The 18,488-nt window shown below is 43.8% G+C and carries 17 protein-coding genes, 1 riboswitch and 1 other annotated feature; of the genes, 11 read left to right on the top strand and 6 right to left on the bottom strand.

The window, feature by feature from the left end; translation table 11 throughout:
• Nucleotides 1-27: 27 nt before the first annotated feature.
• The 10 genes from NST74_RS20420 (at nucleotide 28) to NST74_RS20375 (ending at nucleotide 9,398) form a co-directional block, all read left to right on the top strand.
• Nucleotides 28-516, top strand: a complete 489-nt coding sequence (locus NST74_RS20420; protein ID WP_042129639.1) for a spore maturation protein — start codon at nucleotides 28-30, stop codon at nucleotides 514-516.
• Between the two features lie 66 nt (nucleotides 517-582).
• On the top strand, nucleotides 583-927 hold the full coding sequence (locus tag NST74_RS20415) for an N-acetylmuramoyl-L-alanine amidase (protein ID WP_042129637.1): 345 nt from the start codon (nucleotides 583-585) through the stop codon (nucleotides 925-927).
• Nucleotides 928-947: 20 nt separating this feature from the next.
• Nucleotides 948-1,706, top strand: coding sequence for a pseudouridine synthase (locus NST74_RS20410; protein ID WP_042129634.1), 759 nt, complete (start codon nucleotides 948-950; stop codon nucleotides 1,704-1,706).
• Between the two features lie 120 nt (nucleotides 1,707-1,826).
• Nucleotides 1,827-2,348 (top strand): redoxin domain-containing protein, encoded by a 522-nt coding sequence (locus NST74_RS20405; protein WP_341114127.1) that lies wholly within the window; start codon nucleotides 1,827-1,829, stop codon nucleotides 2,346-2,348.
• Nucleotides 2,348-4,033: a cytochrome c biogenesis protein ResB gene (gene resB / locus NST74_RS20400; protein ID WP_341114126.1), complete on the top strand. Its 1,686-nt coding sequence runs from the start codon at nucleotides 2,348-2,350 to the stop codon at nucleotides 4,031-4,033. The genes NST74_RS20405 and resB overlap by 1 nt, the downstream gene beginning before the upstream one ends.
• The gene (gene ccsA / locus NST74_RS20395; RefSeq protein ID WP_042129629.1) at nucleotides 4,030-5,292 is read left to right on the top strand and encodes a cytochrome c biogenesis protein CcsA; all 1,263 of its coding nucleotides are present in this window, start codon (nucleotides 4,030-4,032) and stop codon (nucleotides 5,290-5,292) included. Before resB ends, ccsA begins: the two co-directional genes overlap by 4 nt.
• A 77-nt stretch (nucleotides 5,293-5,369) precedes the next feature.
• Nucleotides 5,370-6,086, top strand: a complete 717-nt coding sequence (locus NST74_RS20390) for a response regulator transcription factor (protein WP_036676174.1) — start codon at nucleotides 5,370-5,372, stop codon at nucleotides 6,084-6,086.
• Complete coding sequence (locus NST74_RS20385) at nucleotides 6,087-7,523, top strand: ATP-binding protein (RefSeq protein WP_341114125.1); 1,437 nt, start codon at nucleotides 6,087-6,089, stop codon at nucleotides 7,521-7,523.
• Between the two features lie 118 nt (nucleotides 7,524-7,641).
• Complete coding sequence (gene glpK / locus NST74_RS20380; RefSeq protein ID WP_341114123.1) at nucleotides 7,642-9,135, top strand: glycerol kinase GlpK; 1,494 nt, start codon at nucleotides 7,642-7,644, stop codon at nucleotides 9,133-9,135.
• 14 nt (nucleotides 9,136-9,149) lie between these two features.
• Nucleotides 9,150-9,398, top strand: a complete 249-nt coding sequence (locus tag NST74_RS20375) for a DNA-binding protein (RefSeq protein WP_341114120.1) — start codon at nucleotides 9,150-9,152, stop codon at nucleotides 9,396-9,398.
• Between the two features lie 122 nt (nucleotides 9,399-9,520).
• On the opposite strand, the gene NST74_RS20370 is transcribed toward NST74_RS20375, so the two are convergent.
• The 4 genes from NST74_RS20370 to NST74_RS20355 all read right to left on the bottom strand — a co-directional run bounded on the left by NST74_RS20370 (nucleotide 9,521) and on the right by NST74_RS20355 (nucleotide 14,277).
• On the bottom strand, nucleotides 9,521-9,889 hold the full coding sequence (locus tag NST74_RS20370) for a carboxymuconolactone decarboxylase family protein (RefSeq protein ID WP_042129622.1): 369 nt from the start codon (nucleotides 9,887-9,889) through the stop codon (nucleotides 9,521-9,523).
• 10 nt (nucleotides 9,890-9,899) lie between these two features.
• On the bottom strand, nucleotides 9,900-11,543 hold the full coding sequence (locus tag NST74_RS20365; RefSeq protein WP_341114118.1) for a thiamine pyrophosphate-binding protein: 1,644 nt from the start codon (nucleotides 11,541-11,543) through the stop codon (nucleotides 9,900-9,902).
• Nucleotides 11,544-11,661: 118 nt separating this feature from the next.
• Nucleotides 11,662-11,757, bottom strand: a riboswitch (cyclic di-GMP riboswitch).
• Nucleotides 11,758-11,947: 190 nt separating this feature from the next.
• Complete coding sequence (locus NST74_RS20360) at nucleotides 11,948-13,198, bottom strand: methyl-accepting chemotaxis protein (RefSeq protein WP_042129618.1); 1,251 nt, start codon at nucleotides 13,196-13,198, stop codon at nucleotides 11,948-11,950.
• A gap of 122 nt (nucleotides 13,199-13,320) precedes the next feature.
• Nucleotides 13,321-14,277, bottom strand: a complete 957-nt coding sequence (locus NST74_RS20355; RefSeq protein ID WP_341114116.1) for a helix-turn-helix transcriptional regulator — start codon at nucleotides 14,275-14,277, stop codon at nucleotides 13,321-13,323.
• A 172-nt stretch (nucleotides 14,278-14,449) separates the two neighbouring features.
• Here NST74_RS20355 and NST74_RS20350 point away from each other — a divergent pair, with 172 nt between their 5' ends.
• Nucleotides 14,450-15,283, top strand: coding sequence for an SDR family NAD(P)-dependent oxidoreductase (locus NST74_RS20350; protein ID WP_341114114.1), 834 nt, complete (start codon nucleotides 14,450-14,452; stop codon nucleotides 15,281-15,283).
• 73 nt (nucleotides 15,284-15,356) lie between these two features.
• Here NST74_RS20350 and serA read toward each other — a convergent pair whose 3' ends face one another.
• Together serA and NST74_RS20340 are read right to left on the bottom strand one after the other, a co-directional pair.
• Entirely contained in the window at nucleotides 15,357-16,949 is a 1,593-nt protein-coding gene (gene serA, locus NST74_RS20345) for a phosphoglycerate dehydrogenase (RefSeq protein ID WP_341114112.1), read from the bottom strand.
• Nucleotides 16,950-17,192: 243 nt separating this feature from the next.
• Nucleotides 17,193-17,423 (bottom strand) — a binding site (T-box leader).
• A gap of 110 nt (nucleotides 17,424-17,533) precedes the next feature.
• Nucleotides 17,534-18,445 (bottom strand): hypothetical protein, encoded by a 912-nt coding sequence (locus NST74_RS20340; protein ID WP_341114111.1) that lies wholly within the window; start codon nucleotides 18,443-18,445, stop codon nucleotides 17,534-17,536.
• Nucleotides 18,446-18,488: the final 43 nt, after the last annotated feature.

The following is an 18,488-nucleotide window of genomic DNA, read 5'->3' as shown; positions in this document are numbered from 1 at the left end:
CTCATATCGGCATGGGCGATTCCGGTCATGATTACGTTCATCCCGCTCTATGCTTATACGCGAAAAGTCCCAGTATATGAGTCGTTTGTTGAAGGGGCAAAGGATGGGTTTGGTACGGCAATCGCGATTATTCCCCATCTCGTGGGGATGCTTGTAGCGATCAGCGTTTTTCGTGCATCGGGTGCACTCGACTTCCTCATGGGATTTATATCTCCTGCTCTTCAAGGGCTTGGCGTCCCTCCAGAGGTACTGCCACTTGGCCTTCTGCGGCCCCTCACAGGGACAGGCTCGCTAGCTTATACCACAGACCTGATTCGCGTTCATGGTCCAGATTCTCTAATCGGCATGATTGCCTCTACCATACAGGGCAGTACGGATACAACACTCTATGTATTAACAGTTTATTTTGGCGCCGTAGGCGTGCGGAACGGCCGCTACGCACTTAAGGTAGGTCTGTTCTCCGATGTCGTTGGCTTCGTTGCAGCGATCGCGGTCTGTCTCCTGCTTTTTGGGTAGGCGGCGTCACCCCCTATCCTTCCTCAACATATGCTAATTCAGCAATGTGGAGGGAGGCAATCCGCTATGATTTATAAAGGTTTTATTCTGCACCAGTCTCGCTGTACTTCCATTAACGGCAAAGGTTTTGATTTCTGGGTTGGAGTGGACGGAGCCATTTACGCGGCACCGCTGCTGACCGATCCGGAGTATATTCACATCTGCTTGGAAGGTGATTTCAGCAGGGAAGATGGAATTCCTCCATTATCTGGCAGGAAGGAACAGCTATTTGCAACGGGTAAACTCATTCTAGAATTGGTAGAGCGCTACCAAATCTCCCCTTTAATCATCGAACCCCACAATAAATACTGCCCAGGAGCATTTTTTCCATGGAATGAACTTGTGATTTATCCCTCTGATGGTTATCATTAATCTGAGGTGACTAGTCGAAAATGGAAAGATTACAGAAAATTTTGGCGCAGGCCGGTGTGGCGTCCAGACGTAAGTGTGAAGAAATGATTTTGGCCGGTAAAGTGGAAGTCAACGGGGAACTCGTAACTACGCTTGGCACGAAGGTGGACCCCGCAACAGATATTATTAAAGTCTCCGGTAGACTGATCCGGGGCGAGAACAAAATCTACATTATGTTCAACAAACCTAAAGGAGTAATTACAAGTGCTTCCGATCCAAAGGGTCGTAAGGTTGTAACAGACTACCTTAAAGGAATTACAGAACGGGTTTACCCTGTAGGCCGTCTGGACTACGATACGGAAGGTTTGCTGCTGTTAACGAACGATGGGGATTTCGCTAACTTGCTTACCCATCCTAAGCATCACGTACCTAAGACGTATCATGCTACGGTCAAGGGTATACCGCACGGAACTGCACTGGACAAGCTAAAGGCTGGGATCAAGCTGGAAGATGGTATGACAGCGCCTGCCGAAGTAGAGTACAAAGATATCGATGAAGTGAATAAAGAAGCGGTAATCAGCATTACGATTCACGAGGGACGTAACCGTCAGGTTCGACGCATGTTTGATGCGATTTCACACCCCGTCATCCGTCTGAAACGGATTTCTTTCGGGGATATTATGCTGCAAAATCTTAAACGCGGATCCTACCGTCATTTGACCAAAGATGAAATTAACCATCTGCAGCAAATTGCTAAAGCAGGATTGCTAAAAGAAAGAACTCCACGTAAAGAGTCATAAAGACACAGAATATTCACAATTAAGCCCCCTAATACTGTGACTAAATTCGCTATAATGTTCATAGGATGTTCACACCTTACAACATAAGTATGAGTTGCGTCACAGAAGGGGGCTTTACATGTGGGTAAAGCGAGAAAACCAATTCAAATCGTAATTCTGTTTCTGATCGTTCTAGTGGGTGGTTATGCAATTGGCTCCTCCGTATTTGGTGGAAGTGGTAAGCCAGAGGAAGGTAGTAAAGCGCCTGCCATTGATTTGCTAGGTCTAGATGGACTTGGGCATACATTAGACGAGTATAAGGGTAAGGCTATTGTGCTGAATTTCTGGGGCTCATGGTGCACACCATGTGTAAAAGAAATGCCGGCGCTCCAAGCACAATGGGAGAAATGGAAGGATAAGGATGTAGTCGTTATAGGAATCAATGTAGGTGAAGATCAGATGACTGTCGAGAATTTTGTGAAGCAGGTCGACATTGATTTTCCGATTCTGATGGACACGGGACGAGATGCTGTGCGAAGTTATGGTATTTCTCCACTTCCAACTACTTTCTTTATTAATCCAAAGGGTAAAATTGACAGCATTCATATCGGCCAGCTTGATTTAGATTCACTAGAAGATCAAATTGGGAAGCTGGTGGATTGATGAGTGAACGCGAGGCTTTTATAACCAATACCAAATGTGAATGCGGCCACCAGAATCCTGTAGGTACTGTTCTGTGCGAAGCATGCGGAAAACCGCTTGGTAAAGAATCGGACTGGGGCGAGAATCTGGAAATGCGTTATGACGGTGTAGCCCGTCGTTCGCAGCGCGTTAATCCAGGCATGATTGATCGCGTATGGAACTTTTTTTCATCCGTCAAAATAGCGATTTATCTAATCGTATTGACACTGTTAGGCTCTATGCTGGGCACGATATTTCCTCAGGAGAGTACTTTTCTTAATATTGATGCATCTAGTTATTATAAGCAGGAGTATGGAACAGCAGGAGACATCTACTATAAGCTTGGACTTTCACATACATACGAATCCTGGTGGTTTGTAACTCTACTCGTAATGATTGGCGCTTCACTTGTCATTTGTAGTTTGGACAGAGTACTTCCGCTATATAAGGCATTAACTAGACAGAAGATTCGAAAGCATCGTCAGTTCTTAACTCGGCAAAAGGCCGTGCTAGTCACTGAAGTGCAAGAAGAACCAGAAGCTTGGGTTGCTCGGGTGGTTCAACCTATGCGTAAAAAGGGCTACCGAGTCAAAACAGATGGAGGAGCTCTGCTAGCAGAGAAGCACCGTTTCAGCCGCTGGGGACCTTACGTAATACATATTGGTTTGATTATTTTTTTACTTGCTGTATTGGCAAGAGGATTGCCGGGTCTCAACATGGATCAGCATCTAGCTTTCCCGCAAGGGGAGATTACACAGATTCCGGATACGACCTACTATTTAAAAAACGAGAAATTCACCGTAGAGTTCTATACAGATGAAGAGATGCCTGAGGAGTTTCGAGGCAAAAAAATCCTTCCAAAATTATTCCAAACTAAAGCAGTGCTATATAAATGTACCGCAGATTGCGGAGACCCTACTAAGGAACCGCAGCTTGCCGAGGTGACAACACATGATATCCAAGTAAACTCACCTTTGGATTATAAAGGATTGAAAGCGTATCAGTTTGATTATGATTTAACGCCTGTGCTGCGTTCCGTACAGCCTGTACTTAAGAATTCCACCACAGGGGAGACATACGGTAAATTTAAACTGGATATGAAGAATCCGCAGCGTACGATAACAGCGGGACCATATACGATGACTTTAAAAGAGAAATATATGGATTTTGGACTAAATGAGGATGGGCAGCCGATATCTAAGTCGCCGTATCCGAATGCACCAGCATTCTTGTTCTTGATTCAAGGACCGAATTTGCCAGCGGAAGGTCAGCAGTACTTCTATTTTCCTAAGCAGGTAGATAAGTCTCAGTTTCAGCAGATTGCTATTAATGATAAGCTTGGCGGCAGCAATAGATTTCTTGAGCTTGAAGTGGACAACATGAGCGATGTTGATTTTTCGGAATCGACTACATACTTGAATATACGTATTGATCGTGCAATGCCTTTTGTATGGTTAGGTGCAGCAATTGTGATGCTGGGCTTAATCCTTGGATTCTACTGGCAGCATAGACGCATCTGGCTTACCGTTGTAAACGGAGAGCTAATACTCGGAGGACATACGAACAAGAATTGGTTCGGTTTCCGCCGTGAGATCGTTTCTATTTTAGAAAAAGTAGATATGGTAGTCGATGAAAAATCAATAGATAATGGAGGAGGCCTTACATGAGCTTGCTCGATATCAGCAGTGCTGTCTTTATTGCCGCATTCTTATTATACAGCGGGTCGTTTATGTTATTCACTATCGCTATCATGGGTCGCAAGTGGTCGGGCCGCAAGCCAGAGGAGCATACTGCTCGATGGGGTAAAATAGCTTTTATTGTATCTTCTATAGGTCTTATCTTTCATCTTATTTATTTCTTTACACGCTGGGCTGGTTCAGGGCATATTCCAGTCAGCAATATGTATGAGTTCATGACTTTCTTATCTATGATGGTTATGGTAGCCTTTACAGTGATGTATGCGATCTATCGTAAGGTTATTCTCGGGCTGTTTGCAGTTCCAATTAGTATTATTGTGATGGCATACGCAGCTGTTTTTCCACAGGAGGTTCAGCCGTTAATTCCATCCCTGCAATCGAACTATCTCAAGATTCACGTAACCCTGGCAGCGCTGGGTGAGTCCTTTTTCGCAGTAGGATTTGCGGCAGGGCTGATGTATCTGCTGCGGACTGTTAATTTTTCCAGTAAAGAAAAGGTGGATCGTAAACAACAAAGGCTGATTGAATTTACTCTCTTTTCAATCATTGTTATAATTGGGTTTCTGGGTTCAGTTTTTGCTTTCCGCGGAGCAGGCTATGAGACTGTTTTTGTCCGTCCCAACGTTACGATTGACAGCGCAGGGCAGGAAAATAGTACAATAGAGAAAGTGAGTTATCGAATGCCGCCGATTGTGGCCCCTCACAATAGCGAAATTGAAAGCTTCCAGTCGTTTCTTGGCATGAAAGAACCTCTCTTTGAAGCTCCTTCATGGATGAATGGTGTGAATGCTGGCCGGAAGTTTAATACTGTAATCTGGTCGATTCTTTCAGGATTACTCCTTTACGGAATTCTTCGCTTGATCGTACGTAAGCCACTAGGTGCAGCGATTCACCCGGTAATGGAGGGAATTGATGAAGGCGATCTAGATGAGATTACGTATAGGGCGATAGCCATTGGCTTTCCTATTTTCACATTAGGCGCTTTGATTTTTGCAATGATATGGGCGCAAATTGCCTGGGGAAGATTCTGGGGATGGGACCCCAAAGAAGTCTGGGCACTCGTTACTTGGCTCTTCTACAGTGCTTATCTTCATTTACGATTAGCTCGTGGATGGCAAGGGCGAAAATCTGCCTGGCTTGCTGTTCTAGGCTTTTTAGTCGTAATGTTTACCTTAGTTGGCGTTAATCTAGTCATCGCCGGACTTCATTCTTATGCGGGGACGGACTGAGCATAGTTTACCTGCTAACACAGCACAATGGATTTAAGGTTACGTTCTACTGTATTTGATGAAGGGGTTGTTGTGAAATGGCAGATCATTTAAACAGAATTCTGGTAGTGGATGATGAAGAACGCATTCGCCGCCTGCTTAAGATGTATCTTGAAAAAGAAGGTTATGAAATCGATGAAGCAGAAGATGGAGAAATCGCTCTTCGTAAAGCAACTGCAAATGACTACGGTCTGATTTTGCTGGATGTTATGCTGCCTGGCATTGATGGAATGGAAGTGCTGACCCGACTCAGAGGGGTCAAGTCAACACCAGTCTTAATGCTTACAGCTAAAGGCGAAGAGATTAATCGTGTACAGGGCTTTGAGATGGGTGCTGATGACTATGTCGTGAAGCCATTTAGCCCTCGCGAAGTGATTTATCGCGTGAAGGCCATTATGCGCCGTTCTTCGGCAACTGCATTTTTGTCCAAAGAGAGCAACTCCAGTAATAACATTGTATTTACTCATCTTATTATTGAGCATGACGCACACCGGGTTACTGCTGGCGGTGAAGAAGTGAGTCTGACACCTAAAGAATACGAACTGCTGCATTATTTGGCGATTTCGCCGGATAAAGTATTCTCTCGTGAAGAATTGCTTAAAGATGTTTGGAATTATGAGTTTTTCGGAGATTTGCGTACTGTAGATACCCATGTTAAACGTCTTCGTGAAAAACTGAATAAGGTATCACCGGAATCCGCGGCGATGATAACTACCGTATGGGGTGTAGGCTACAAACTTGAGGTACCTAAATAAGTGAACTTCTGGAGAAGTCTTGTCGGCAAGCTGTGGGTTACGATCATCTGCCTGGTCGCTGTCGTACTGATTACACTCGGGTTGTTTCTACTTCCCTATATCGACAGTAACTTTGCCAATTCCGGTGATATAAAACGTTTATTTATGTATACATGCATGATCGGATTTTCTTTGACGACATTCTTCGCGTTGTTCTTGTTTACCAAGATCACTCAACCGATGCAACGTGTCATCGAGGCTGCAAACAATATTCGACGTGGTGAATACGGAACAAGGCTGACGCTTGTCACGAGCGACGAAATCGGTCAATTGGCGACTTCCTTCAACCATATGGCTGAGGAGTTGGAAGAGAATATCCGCAGTCTGCACCATGAGAAGGGTCATCTATCCAGTGTATTACGCAGCATGAGTGATGCTGTAATCACCTTTGACACCCTAGGCCAGATTATTCTGACCAATCCGCATGGTCAATCGCTTCTTGAGAGCTGGAGCGATTTAGAGTGGGAACAAGAGAGTGATATTGAACCTCATTCGGAAACGGCTGAGAGTAATGTTCCACCTCCCCTGCGTCCTTTATTTTTGAGTACGTTGAAACAAGGCGGCGATGAGCGTTCTAATGTACATGTCCGGCAGGGTGTGTGGTCCGTCCATATGGCTCCATTATATTCTGAGGGTAGCATTCGTGGGGTGGTTGCTGTTCTGCGTGATGTGACTGAAGAAGTTCGACTCGAAAAAATGCGCCGTGACTTCGTGGCAAACGTTTCTCATGAGATTCGGACGCCATTATCGATGATGCAAGGTTATAGTGAGGCTTTACTTGATGGCATGGCTTCTTCACCAGAGGAAAGCAGTGAACTGATTCAGGTCATTCATGATGAATCACTCCGTATGGGACGTCTTGTAAAGGATTTACTCGACCTTGCGCGAATGGAAGCCGGACACACGGATATGTTGAAGGCAGAGGTAGATGTGAATGAACTGCTTGAACGTGTGTACCGTAAATTTTCCGTACGTGCTAAAGAGCGTAATATTCATCTGCAGCTAAACAAAGAGAGCGATGTCCTTGTTCTTAAGGCTGCGGATGAAGATAAGCTGGAGCAGGTCTTAACGAACTTGCTAGATAATGCTTTTCGTCATACACAGGGCGGTAAGAAGATCACAGTTCATACAGGAACTTGTGTCTTAGAAGGACGTCGCTATTTTGAAATTAAAATTCAGGATGAAGGCGTTGGTATTCCTCAGGAAGACCTGCCGTATATATTTGACCGTTTCTACAAGGCCGATAAGGCACGTGTACGTGGAGAGTCAGGTGGAACGGGACTTGGGCTTGCGATTGTTAAAAATATTGTTGAGTCGCATCATGGAACCATTACAGCTTCCAGTAAATTGGGTGAGAGCACTACCTTTACCCTAAGACTTCCTGTCGAAAAACAGTAATTCCAAACACAATGTGTGATAGCGCCTCTGACAGCAGAGGTGCTTTTTGTTGAAACGAACACATTAATCTTGTTCATCGTGGAACATATCTCATTGTTTATGCTTGGGAGGCCATCAAATGATTTTATCTTTAGACCAAGGGACTACCAGTTCACGAGCCATATTGTTCGATAAGGACGCTAGAATGGTCTCACAAGGACAATATGAGGTTGAACAATCATTCCCCCGCCCTGGCTGGGTGGAACATGACCCAGAGCAAATTTGGGCGTCACAGCTTGCAGCTGCAAGAGAGGCGATTAATCGGGGCGGAATTGTGCCTCAGGAAATATTTTCTATTGGTATTACGAATCAGAGGGAAACGGCCCTAATCTGGGATAGAGCAACAGGTAAGCCGATTTATCCTGCGATTGTATGGCAGGACAGACGTACTGCAGAGCTATGTGAAGAGATCAAGAGTAAGGGGTTAGAGAGACTCATTGCTAACAAGACGGGACTAGTTGTGGATGCTTATTTTTCTGCAACCAAATTCTCCTGGATTCTTGATCACGTGGAAGGCGCCCGAGAGCGTGCGAATAATGGCGAGTTATTAGCTGGGACGGTAGACAGTTGGTTAATCTGGAAGCTTACTGGCGGAGCTGTACATGCCACTGATGTAACCAACGCATCACGTACGATGCTATATAATCTTCATAAACGCTGCTGGGATGAAGAGCTAATGGATGAGCTTCGTGTACCACACTCCATCCTGCCAGAAGTGAGAATGTCCGGTAGTGAGTTTGGAGCAGCAGATGTACAGTGGTTCGGTGCAGAAATCCCTATTCACTCTGTATTGGGAGATCAACAGGCTGCTTTGTTTGGGCATACTTGTCTTGAACCCGGCAGTGCCAAAAACACCTATGGAACTGGGTGCTTTATTCTGATGAATACAGGCACGGAAGCCGTTGTCTCCAGTCATGGTCTGTTGACCACTGTGGCCTGGGGAATGGGAGAGGAACTCTATTATGCGCTCGAAGGCAGTGTATTTGTAGCCGGAGCGGCTGTACAATGGCTTCAGGAAGGGCTGGGACTCATAACGGAGCCGGCAGGCTCAGAAGATAAAGCACGGGAAGTAGAGGACAGTGAAGGGGTTATCGTCGTGCCTGCTTTTACTGGACTAGGTGCCCCTTATTGGGATATGTATGCACGTGGAGCAGTCTTCGGTCTAACTAGAGGAACCACCTCGGGGCATTTGGTAAGAGCGACGTTAGAGTCACTAGCATTTCAGTCTAGAGATGTAATTGGGGCGATGGAAAAAGACGCTGGCATGCCATTGACCGGCCTTCGGGTAGATGGTGGAGCTGTTCGTAATGATTTGCTGATGCAGTTCCAGTCTGATATCCTCGGTAGTGAAGTTACTAGAACTACATATGCGGAGACGACTGCGCTGGGGGCAGCACTTCTGGCTGGATTAACCTCAGGAGTCTGGACAAGAGAGCAGCTAGAAAGCTTTAACAAAGCTGAGAGGGTCTTTTCACCCGTAATGGGTATAGATGAGCGTGAACGACGTTACAACGCCTGGAAAGACGCTGTAGCGCGTACCATGGGCTGGGAGAAACATGAAGGATATCAGTGATCAAGGAGATGCATATGTCTAAGAACAGAAATATAGAAACTGATCCTGCAGGAATGCTTGGCGAATCAGAATCAGATCTTCCGACTGGATTGGCCAAGCCTGCGCTTCGAGCACTCCATGGTGCTGGGTATACACAGATTCACCAAATCAGTAAGCTCACTGAGTCAGAGCTTCTGCAGTTACACGGGATGGGACCTAAGGCGCTTAACCAATTACGGAGTGCGCTCACGGAGAAAGGTTTGTCCTTTGCCAGTGAGTCCTAAAGTCCCCATCACAGATTAACACAAAAAGCGGCAAGCTAAGGATTATCCTTGGCCTGCCGCTTTTTGTGTTGCAACATTTAATATTCAATAACAAATGCTACATTTTGCCATCCGGCATATAGTTACTTTATTTCTTCAATCGTTTCGAGAAGGATATTAAAAGCGGTAATGATTCTAGGTGCCCCTATTGCGGGTACTAAGTGTAATAGAATCCCTTTGAGTTGTTCTACAGTGACTCCCACACGAAGAGCCATGACATAATGAACACCCAATTGATCAAACTGACCCATCGAAATCAGGGCAGAGATAACTGCGATTTCCTTCCAGTCAGCTTCGATTGTGTTGCGTTGAAAAATATCGCCGTAGGCATTCCCCATAATAAATTCAGCCAAATCGGGGAAATGTTCTTTAATCGGAGCCAGTGCCTTAGCTCCGTAGTCTCCTGAGAGATTCGTGAAGTGGTTCAGACCACTGTTTACATTGTCTTTCATAATTGACCTCCTAATTTAGGTTCAAAGTACGATGAGCAGTCGGAGGGACCTCATCACGGTCTGTTAGCAGTTCAATGACGGCAACACGGTTGATGGCAACAGCGTCCTTGATAGCTGTTTCGAACTCCTCAGCTGTCTCACATTTATAACCCGTAGCACCTAGTGATTCTGCGAATTTCACAGCGTCCATAGGGACTTCGTAGATCGTTCCGTCAATACGTCCTGTAGTTTTTTCCATACCTTTTAGAGCCATATCTAGCTGTTTATTATTCACAACAATGAATATGACAGGAATATCCTTGCAGACAGCAGCGTTAATCTCTGCGCCTAGCATCATAAAGCAGCCGTCTCCTGTAATGCAGAAGATCGTTTCTTCTGGAGCAGCAACCTTTGCACCAATTGCCATCCCGATGGAATTACCCATACAAGCAAAGTAAGCATCGAAGACAAAACTGCCAGGTTTCTTAACCTTGTACCATTTCGCAGCATGGAAACCGTGACTTCCATCATCAACAAAGACTGTGCTGTTATAAGGAATCAAATCACTCATCGTACTCAAGACCGATGCAAGTGAAAGGTTTGGTAAAATCGGAGGTTCTTCGGTATATCCGGAATTTATCGGTGCTTCGCGTTTTGTGATGTTGTTCGTGTTAATGTTATTGAGATAGCAAACTAGATTGTCGCGTAGATCTCCAGTCACTGGAATCGTCTTAGAGAACAATATTTTTCCGACAAAAGTCGGATCACTATCAAACTGAATTAATGTTGCCGGGTGATTTTCCCTTTTAAGATTACAAATAGTCATATCACTTAAACGTGACCCGAGAACGATAAATAGATCACTTTGATTCAGCAAGTCATCCCCATGGGTACAACCGCCTACTCCAATTGGACCGTGATAGAGTGGATGATCCCAAGCTAAAGCCCCTTTACCACCTGGAGATGTAACTACAGGAATATTAAATGTTTCCGCTAATTGAATTAGCTCACTATGTGCTCCTGAGCGGTTAACGCCTTTACCCGCGATAATAATTGGATTCTTTGAGTTATTTATAGCATCTAGTACACGGTCGATATTAGCATGGCTAACCAGTGATTCGCGTTCAGGGATTACAATATTACATTCCTCTAGTAATTCCGTTTGTACATCAAAGGGAATACAAAGGTGAACGGGACCACGATTACCGCTCAAAGCAATGGATATGGCATGATTAAAGATTGTGCTAAAGTGATCTCCACGTTCAATAAGCTTGCTATATAAGGTGGCAGGTCTAAACATATCAGCTAAATCCGCTAGAAAAGAGGTGGAGTCCTGACATTGGGGAATTCCAAGCTCTTTAATAGATTGGTGGCCAGTAATAAATAGGACAGGTAGGTTGTTAGCCTTAGCATGTGCTGCTGCAGTTAATAGGTTTGTTCCACCAGGACCTGAAGTACCAAAAGCTACACCTAGTTTTCCAGTTTTCAGCGCATATCCGGCCGCTTCGAAGCCTGAGCTGCTTTCATGTCTTCCAGGGATAAATTCAATACCGTAATCTACCATTTTAAGAACGATAGGACAAATGGATTTTCCGATGATACCAAAGGAATGGGTAACTCCAAGGTTCCGTAGTGCTTCCGACATGTAATCTGCGACTGTCTTCAAAAAATACACCTCACAAGTTGATTGTTATTTTAAAACCAAACACTAGAAAACCTGTGCTCTAAAATAGGGCACAGGTTGGTAGCATAAATCGCCATAGAGACTGAACAAAAGTCCAGTCGTCTTGGTTTTCAGCAACCTGGCAGTCATGGCCTCAGATTAAAAATGAGGCTGTAGATCCATGGTTTTGCGTCATCCTCTTTCGAAGATTTTGCCAATATTAATTTAAAAATTTATAAGAAGAATTTTCCTTTACAATATATTCCTAGACACTCTTTGTCAATATATTATCGCAAATTAACTCGAATTTTGACGAAAGTCTTGTCGAACCTATGAAATAATAGATATAAAAAAACTGCTACTAAGCCTAAGCTTAGGGGCAGTTTTTGAATTTGTTTATATGATTTGGACGTCACTTAAAACTTGAAAATATGGATCGTCTTTTGTAGATTAAATACAGCCTGAGTCATTTTCTCAGTTTCTTCTGCAACGGACTGCAGGGCATTAATTTGTTCATTCATAGCGGCTGATACTTCTTCGGTGCCGGCAGCGGTTTGCTGCGTGATCGCAGAGATATTCTCGATTGCACTAGAGATTTTCAATGCACTTTCCAACATAAGATCACTTTCGGCAGAGAAGGAGGAGATCTGCTCGGTAATATACTGTACACTTTGCACGATTTGAGCAAAGATATGAGCAGATTGAGTGATCATCTCATTCTGTACCTGTACGACTTCTTCGTTGATAGCGATATTATCAATCGCTTGTTTAATATCAGTTTCGATGCTCCGAACCAAGCCAAAGACTTCCTTCGTTGAAGCCGTTGATTCTTCAGCGAGCTTGCGAACCTCCTGTGCGACTACAGCAAATCCTCGACCATGTTCTCCTGCACGTGCTGCTTCGATGGAAGCATTTAGTGATAACAGGTTGGTCTGTTCAGCGATCTCAGTGATGGTCTTTGTGATCATCGTAATTCCGCGAGCATTTTGAGAAAGGGCTTCGATAGTGTCAGCTACTTTTTGAGTAGCCTGGATGTTTTTACGCATGCCTTCAGCTTGCGTATCAACGGATTGGCGTCCTTGTTCAACTAGCTCTAATGTATGTATTGAACGTCTGTTCATTTCTTTTGTTGAGTTCGTATAATTGGATACTTTATTCTCAATATCTTTAATGGATTCTGTCATTTCAGCGATATCCGTAGATATTTCATTTGCACCAAGAGCTAGCTCGTTAGACGAAGAGGCTACCTGTGCCATGACAATTTTCAAATTCTGATTCTTATCTTCGATTCCACGGCTTGCATCCATAACTTGACGAGTGATTTGTGATGCTTCTGTCAAAATCTTCTTGAGCTTGTCAATCATAGTATTAAAGGAACGACTTACGTCCCCCATAGACCCGTTCTCGTCGGCTCTACTTGTAAAATCCCCTTTTGAAATACTATGAGATACATTCGCGATGTCATCAAAAGAAGATGTAAGCGTTCTCTCGATAAAGCGGGCCACTGGGAAGGTTAAAGCAGCAAGAACGACGATTAGAACAATACCCAAAATAATGTTGCCTAAGATCATAAAAGTAACTAAAACAGGAATGGCAAATAGTGCGGCAACGAGGTAACATCCGGCAACAATTCTTTGTTTTAACGGAAGTTTATGCATCCAGTTCATTGGTATAATGTCCTCCTTATTAATATTATGTATTGGTGTTATTATATGGGATTTAAAGGCGATTGGTCTATAGTAAGAACTGACATAAATCTTCTTTTCGGAGTAGTTCTTTAGATTTCGTGTCAAAAATCCTCATAAATAGCGGAAATTTTTGCGATAGCAGACTTTACCATCTCTAAAAGTTCTTGCGGTGAAAATACAATAACCGAGGGACTAAAAGAAAGGATTATCCGGCAGGCCGACTCAATCGTATTAAATTCGGCATCTACGTTCACCCACTCTGCATTGCTAGAAGGCTCTATTATATGGATAGAAACGAATCTTTCACGTTGCAATTCTTTTAAGACAGATGTTCTAACCCTTAATTTTACCGGATATTTTGGCAGTGCTGCTTTGAAGGCTGTAGTGGACTCTTCCCAATAATGTTTTAAATCAAATTCTTCAGGCCTGTTAAACCGCTCATTGGTCTCTTCTACGTTTACCAATCTGGACACACGAAAGGTTCGCAGTTCATCTCCTATATTGGCTACGACATACCAAACTCCTCGTTTTGCAACTAACCCAAGAGGTTCAATCATCCGGACTTTTGTCTCGTCGTTCCGGAGATAAGTGATTTTTACTTTACGGTCTTCCCAAAGAGCTCTCTGAAGTACAGAAAGGAACGGATAAGTCTCATCCGAAGGATGCCAACTGGCACCGTCAATATGGATCCGCTGGCTAAGATAATTTGCTGGGTTACTAGTTCGATGAGAGGAAGCAGCCTCCAGTTTGAGAACAGCGGAAGAGAAGTCGTCCTGTATCCCCAGATCTTTCATAATAGATGAGTCAGTGGACAGAAGCAGTGAACCAATCTCTTGTGGCTTCATACCTGTTAAGGAGGTCCGGTACCCTTCTGTAAGCATCCAACCTCCTTCACGCCCTCGTTCAGCTACAATCGGGATGCCTGAAGCACTCAATGCTTCCATATCTCTAAACACCGTTCGTTCTGACACTTCGAGTGTTTGGGCCAGCTCGCGAGAAGTCATTTTTCCACGTTTTTGCAATAGAAGCAAAATAGATAACAAACGGTCGGCTCGCATTAATTATTTACTCCTCCTCGAATTAAATATTGGACGTGCTCCATTCATCCATTCTAAATTTTGATTATATTATATATGTCAGTGGATGTCATATATTAAGGCTATACTTATAAAACGTAGGGAATGATCACAGAATACTGAAATTGAAAACATACTGAAAGGGTTGAGGAAAATGACATTGAAAGGAAAAGTGGCACTGGTTACGGGGAGCAGCAGAGGCGCTGGTAGAGGGATCGCTTTAGAATTAGCAAGAAGAGGCGCTTTTGTCTATATTACAGGGAGAACCATAGATGTATCTGCCACTGAACCAATTAAGGGGAGCATAAATAGCGTACTTAGAGAGATAAAAGAGAGTGGAGGAACTGGTGCGGTAATACGATGTGACCATACGAAGGATCAGGAAACAGAAGCAGTGATCCGTCAGATCGCTGAAGAGCAGGGGCGGCTCGATATTTTAGTGAATAACGTATGGGGAGGCAATGATCTAGCTATCGAGCAGAAACCTTTTTGGGAGCTATCTACAGCGCATTGGGAGAATATGTTTAATGCAGGGGTGAGAGCACAGTTGATCACGAATTATTACGCAATTCCCCTCATGCGGAAGGGAAATACTGGCGGTCTAATTATTCATACAACCTTTTGGGATCATTATAAATATTTGGGCAACTTTTATTATGATCTTTCTAAAAATTCACTTTTACGTATGGCCTTCGGACTATCGAAGGAGTTAAAGGATGACAGTATTGCAGTTATTCCACTTTCACCCGGATGGATGAGAACAGAAGCAGTTTTAGAAGCCATGAACACAGATGAGGAGCATTGGCAAGAGGTCGAGGAGCTGAAAATGAGTGAATCGACGACATATATTGGTCGAGCTGTGGCAGCGCTGGCCGCTGATCCGGAAGTAATGTCCATGTCCGGTGAGCCGCAGCTGGTTGGAAAGCTAGCTGAAAAGTATGGATTTACTGATACCGATGGAAGGACCATCCCTGCATTTATAATATAGGAAGAAAAAGGTTCGTTAAATCAAAAAAAGGCCACTCCAGTACATGCTGGAATGACCTTTTTTATGTTATAGATTAAAGTAGGATGATTTCTTCAGCAGTGTTAATCTCTGGTAAACCAGCAAGTTTCACTAGGACATCCTTAGGAACAGCTTTGTCAACGGTCAGCAACATGATTGCAGCGCCCCCAATAATTTTACGTCCCACTTGCATGGATGCGATATTAACATCGTTCTCACCAAGCAATGTACCCACGAGTCCGATAATTCCTACTTTGTCGTTATGAGATACGAAGATTTGATGACCTTCAGGAGCAATATCAACCGGGAACTTATTTACTTGAACAATCCGTTCTCCATAACCTTGCAACAAGGTGCCGGCAACAAGATATTCTTGGTCATGATCAGCTTTTAGAGTAACGGTAATTAGATTGGTAAAGCCCTTAGTTTTGGAAGCTTTAGTTATTACTACGTTCACGTCGCGTGTTTTCGCCAAATGCATCGAGTTTACGATATTAACGTCCTCTGCAAAGTGACGGGAGAGCACACCTTTTACGATGTAACGGGTTAAGGGTTGGGTATCTACATCTGAAAGATCCCCAGCGTATTCAACATGGATCTCACGGATAGCAGCAGCTGCGATTTGGGTAACAAAGCTGCCCAATTTTTCTCCAAGCGTGAAGTAAGGTTGAAGCTTGTTCATTACACTTGGAGCCACCGGAGGAATATTGACAGCGTTAATGAACGGTTCATTACGCAGAATATGCAATACTTGCTCCGAAACATCGATCGCCACATTTTCCTGAGCCTCAATTGTAGAAGCGCCCAAGTGAGGAGTCACGATGATTTTTGGATGCGACAAGAAGGGGTGATCTGCTTGAGGCGGCTCTTTTTCGAATACATCAAATGCAGCGCCTGCGACAATACCGCTATCAATTGCCTCTACTAACGCCATTTCATCAATAACACCACCACGGGCACAGTTGATGATACGCATTCCTTTTTTCATCACTTCGAATTGTGGGCGAGAAATCATATGGCGTGTTTCCGGAGTTAGTGGAGTGTGCACAGTAATGAAGTCTGCTCCGCGTACAACATCGTCTACGGAAGCTAATTTAACTTCCATCTTTTCAGCACGTTCAGCGGTTAGGAAAGGATCAAAAGCAAGAATTTCCATACCAAAAGCTTTGGCACGTTTAGCCACTTCGCTGCCGATTCTGCCCATTCCGAGTACACCCAAGGTTTTTCCGCGAAGTTCTACACCTACGAAGGTTTTTCTATCCCAGGTTCCACTAATTGTTTTTGCATAAGCTTGTGGAATGTGACGGGCCAGAGCCATCATCATTGCGAAAGCATGCTCACAAGTCGTAATTGTATTTCCATCCGGAGCATTGATTACAACAATACCACGCTTTGTTGCAGCATCCAGTTTGATATTATCTACACCAACACCTGCACGACCAATTACTTTTAGATTTTTTCCTGCTTCGATGATTTTGTCTGTTACGGTAGTTTGACTGCGGACAAGTAAGCCATCGTATTCACCGATAATTGCAATGAGTTCGTCTTCGCTGAGGCCTGTTTTTTTGTCAACAACTACATCTTCTGCGTCCATCAATTGCTGAATTCCCAAATCACTGATTGGATCCGATACTAATACTTTAAACATGGTTTCTTATCCCCCTTAAAGTTGAAAAGCTTTATATGTCGAGGATGCCTATTGGCAATCCACAATACCTGAAGTTTCACAAACTAGTAGAGAAAAACATGCGATAATAGTAGATCAACGCGGTGTCGCATAAAAGAAATTGTGTGCAAAAGTGCCGCGGAATCGGTAACTTTGGGCAAAAGGGTAGTATAAATTAGGTGTTTAGGAACTAAAAAAACTCCCGACCCCCATACTACTGCCGTAGTAAGGGACGAGAGTTATCTTCGTGGTACCACCCTAATTCACTGCAACTTGGAAGAAGCAGCCTCATTGGCCTGCAAAGGCCACACTGGTAACGGAGTTGATCCGATTGTACCTACTTTAAGGTTCGATACAATATCTCAGGAGCGCTAAAGACATCTGTTCGTCACCGGTTTGCACCAACCACCGGCTCTCTGAAGACTATCAGAATCTTTGTTCCATCATCGTTTTTGATTGATTAATTTTTTCATAATGTAACACGGTAATGTAAATGTGTCAATAGGCTTTGAAAGTAGGCTTTCTTGAAGTGAACTTCATTTTTCGTTATGATTCAATGACTGGCTCTACTCATAAAAAAACGGGAGTTGTGGAATCGTCTCCTTGCTATAGTACTGTTCCCGCCACTTCATAAAATCCTCTGTCTGTATAGCACCTGTGGAAATAAGCAGGGTAACTGAGGACTGGACATCCGCAAGATTCAATGAACTGGCAGTACCAGAATGAATCAAATCGTCTATTTTTGCAGTAATGTCCTGAGGATCATAGGCTGCAAAAATTCCGCGGTTCAACATGATATCAGCAATAGATGCGTTCTTTTGGAGAAGGGGCATTTTTTTCCACTGTATAAAGGACATTGTTTTTAGCTCACCAGCATCAGAAGGGATTTTCTGGTTTGTCTTAGAGCCCCACTTTAGCATAGAATCATAAAAGTTCTTTTGTGCGAGCAATCCGAATTTAACCGCGCCGGCAGTATAAGGATCATTTTTCAGCAATTTTGCCGTCTCTGCACCAGATGCACTTGCACTTATTTCACCAGAAGCTTTGGAGAATAAAGTTAAGCTTTTGAGAATGTTTAGCTGTGATTGATGCAATAATGGAGAGTTGGAAAAAATAGAGTCCTGGTTAACTCTTTCATATTGCTTATCTGCTAGAAGGCTAAGATTCTTGATAGCTGCTGCGTTCATACGGGCATCTGTACTGCGTGCCAGCTTGTCCACTTGTGTGTTCCAATTCTGCTTGAATTCCCGATAAGGCAAAAATACGTTATGATAGAAAGTAACAAGATCCTTCTGTTGGTAAGAGCCCGTGAATTCTTCTAATCCATATCCATTGCTGTTCTTTTGTTGCTCATATTTAGCTTCCGTCTTGTCTGCGCCAACCTTGACGCCTGTGAAAAATGCGGCGAAGGCGCAAATAAGGAAAAACAAAAAAAATAGGGTGTATAACATTTGAGTACGGGAGTTACGTTGGCTCATAATTAGTGCTCCTTTTTCTGGGGGAATTATCCTATGTATTATG

The sequence above is a fragment of the Paenibacillus sp. FSL F4-0125 genome (assembly GCF_038008565.1).
Lineage (GTDB): Bacteria > Bacillota > Bacilli > Paenibacillales > Paenibacillaceae > Paenibacillus_AQ.
Note: the sequence above shows the minus strand (reverse complement) of the source record. Positions and strands in the feature narration are given on the sequence as shown.

Excerpts from the sequence above, each read along its gene's own strand:
- glpK (WP_341114123.1), top strand. The coding sequence starts at position 7,642 with ATGATTTTATCTTTAGACCAAGGGACTACCAGTTCACGAGCCATATTG.
- serA (WP_341114112.1), bottom strand. The coding sequence starts at position 16,949 with ATGTTTAAAGTATTAGTATCGGATCCAATCAGTGATTTGGGAATTCAG.
- NST74_RS20415 (WP_042129637.1), top strand. The coding sequence starts at position 583 with ATGATTTATAAAGGTTTTATTCTGCACCAGTCTCGCTGTACTTCCATT.
- NST74_RS20350 (WP_341114114.1), top strand. The coding sequence starts at position 14,450 with ATGACATTGAAAGGAAAAGTGGCACTGGTTACGGGGAGCAGCAGAGGC.
- NST74_RS20360 (WP_042129618.1), bottom strand. The coding sequence starts at position 13,198 with ATGAACTGGATGCATAAACTTCCGTTAAAACAAAGAATTGTTGCCGGA.
- NST74_RS20420 (WP_042129639.1), top strand. The coding sequence starts at position 28 with ATGATTACGTTCATCCCGCTCTATGCTTATACGCGAAAAGTCCCAGTA.
- NST74_RS20370 (WP_042129622.1), bottom strand. The coding sequence starts at position 9,889 with ATGAAAGACAATGTAAACAGTGGTCTGAACCACTTCACGAATCTCTCA.
- NST74_RS20355 (WP_341114116.1), bottom strand. The coding sequence starts at position 14,277 with ATGCGAGCCGACCGTTTGTTATCTATTTTGCTTCTATTGCAAAAACGT.
- ccsA (WP_042129629.1), top strand. The coding sequence starts at position 4,030 with ATGAGCTTGCTCGATATCAGCAGTGCTGTCTTTATTGCCGCATTCTTA.
- NST74_RS20375 (WP_341114120.1), top strand. The coding sequence starts at position 9,150 with ATGTCTAAGAACAGAAATATAGAAACTGATCCTGCAGGAATGCTTGGC.
- NST74_RS20410 (WP_042129634.1), top strand. The coding sequence starts at position 948 with ATGGAAAGATTACAGAAAATTTTGGCGCAGGCCGGTGTGGCGTCCAGA.
- NST74_RS20390 (WP_036676174.1), top strand. The coding sequence starts at position 5,370 with ATGGCAGATCATTTAAACAGAATTCTGGTAGTGGATGATGAAGAACGC.
- NST74_RS20340 (WP_341114111.1), bottom strand. The coding sequence starts at position 18,445 with ATGAGCCAACGTAACTCCCGTACTCAAATGTTATACACCCTATTTTTT.
- resB (WP_341114126.1), top strand. The coding sequence starts at position 2,348 with ATGAGTGAACGCGAGGCTTTTATAACCAATACCAAATGTGAATGCGGC.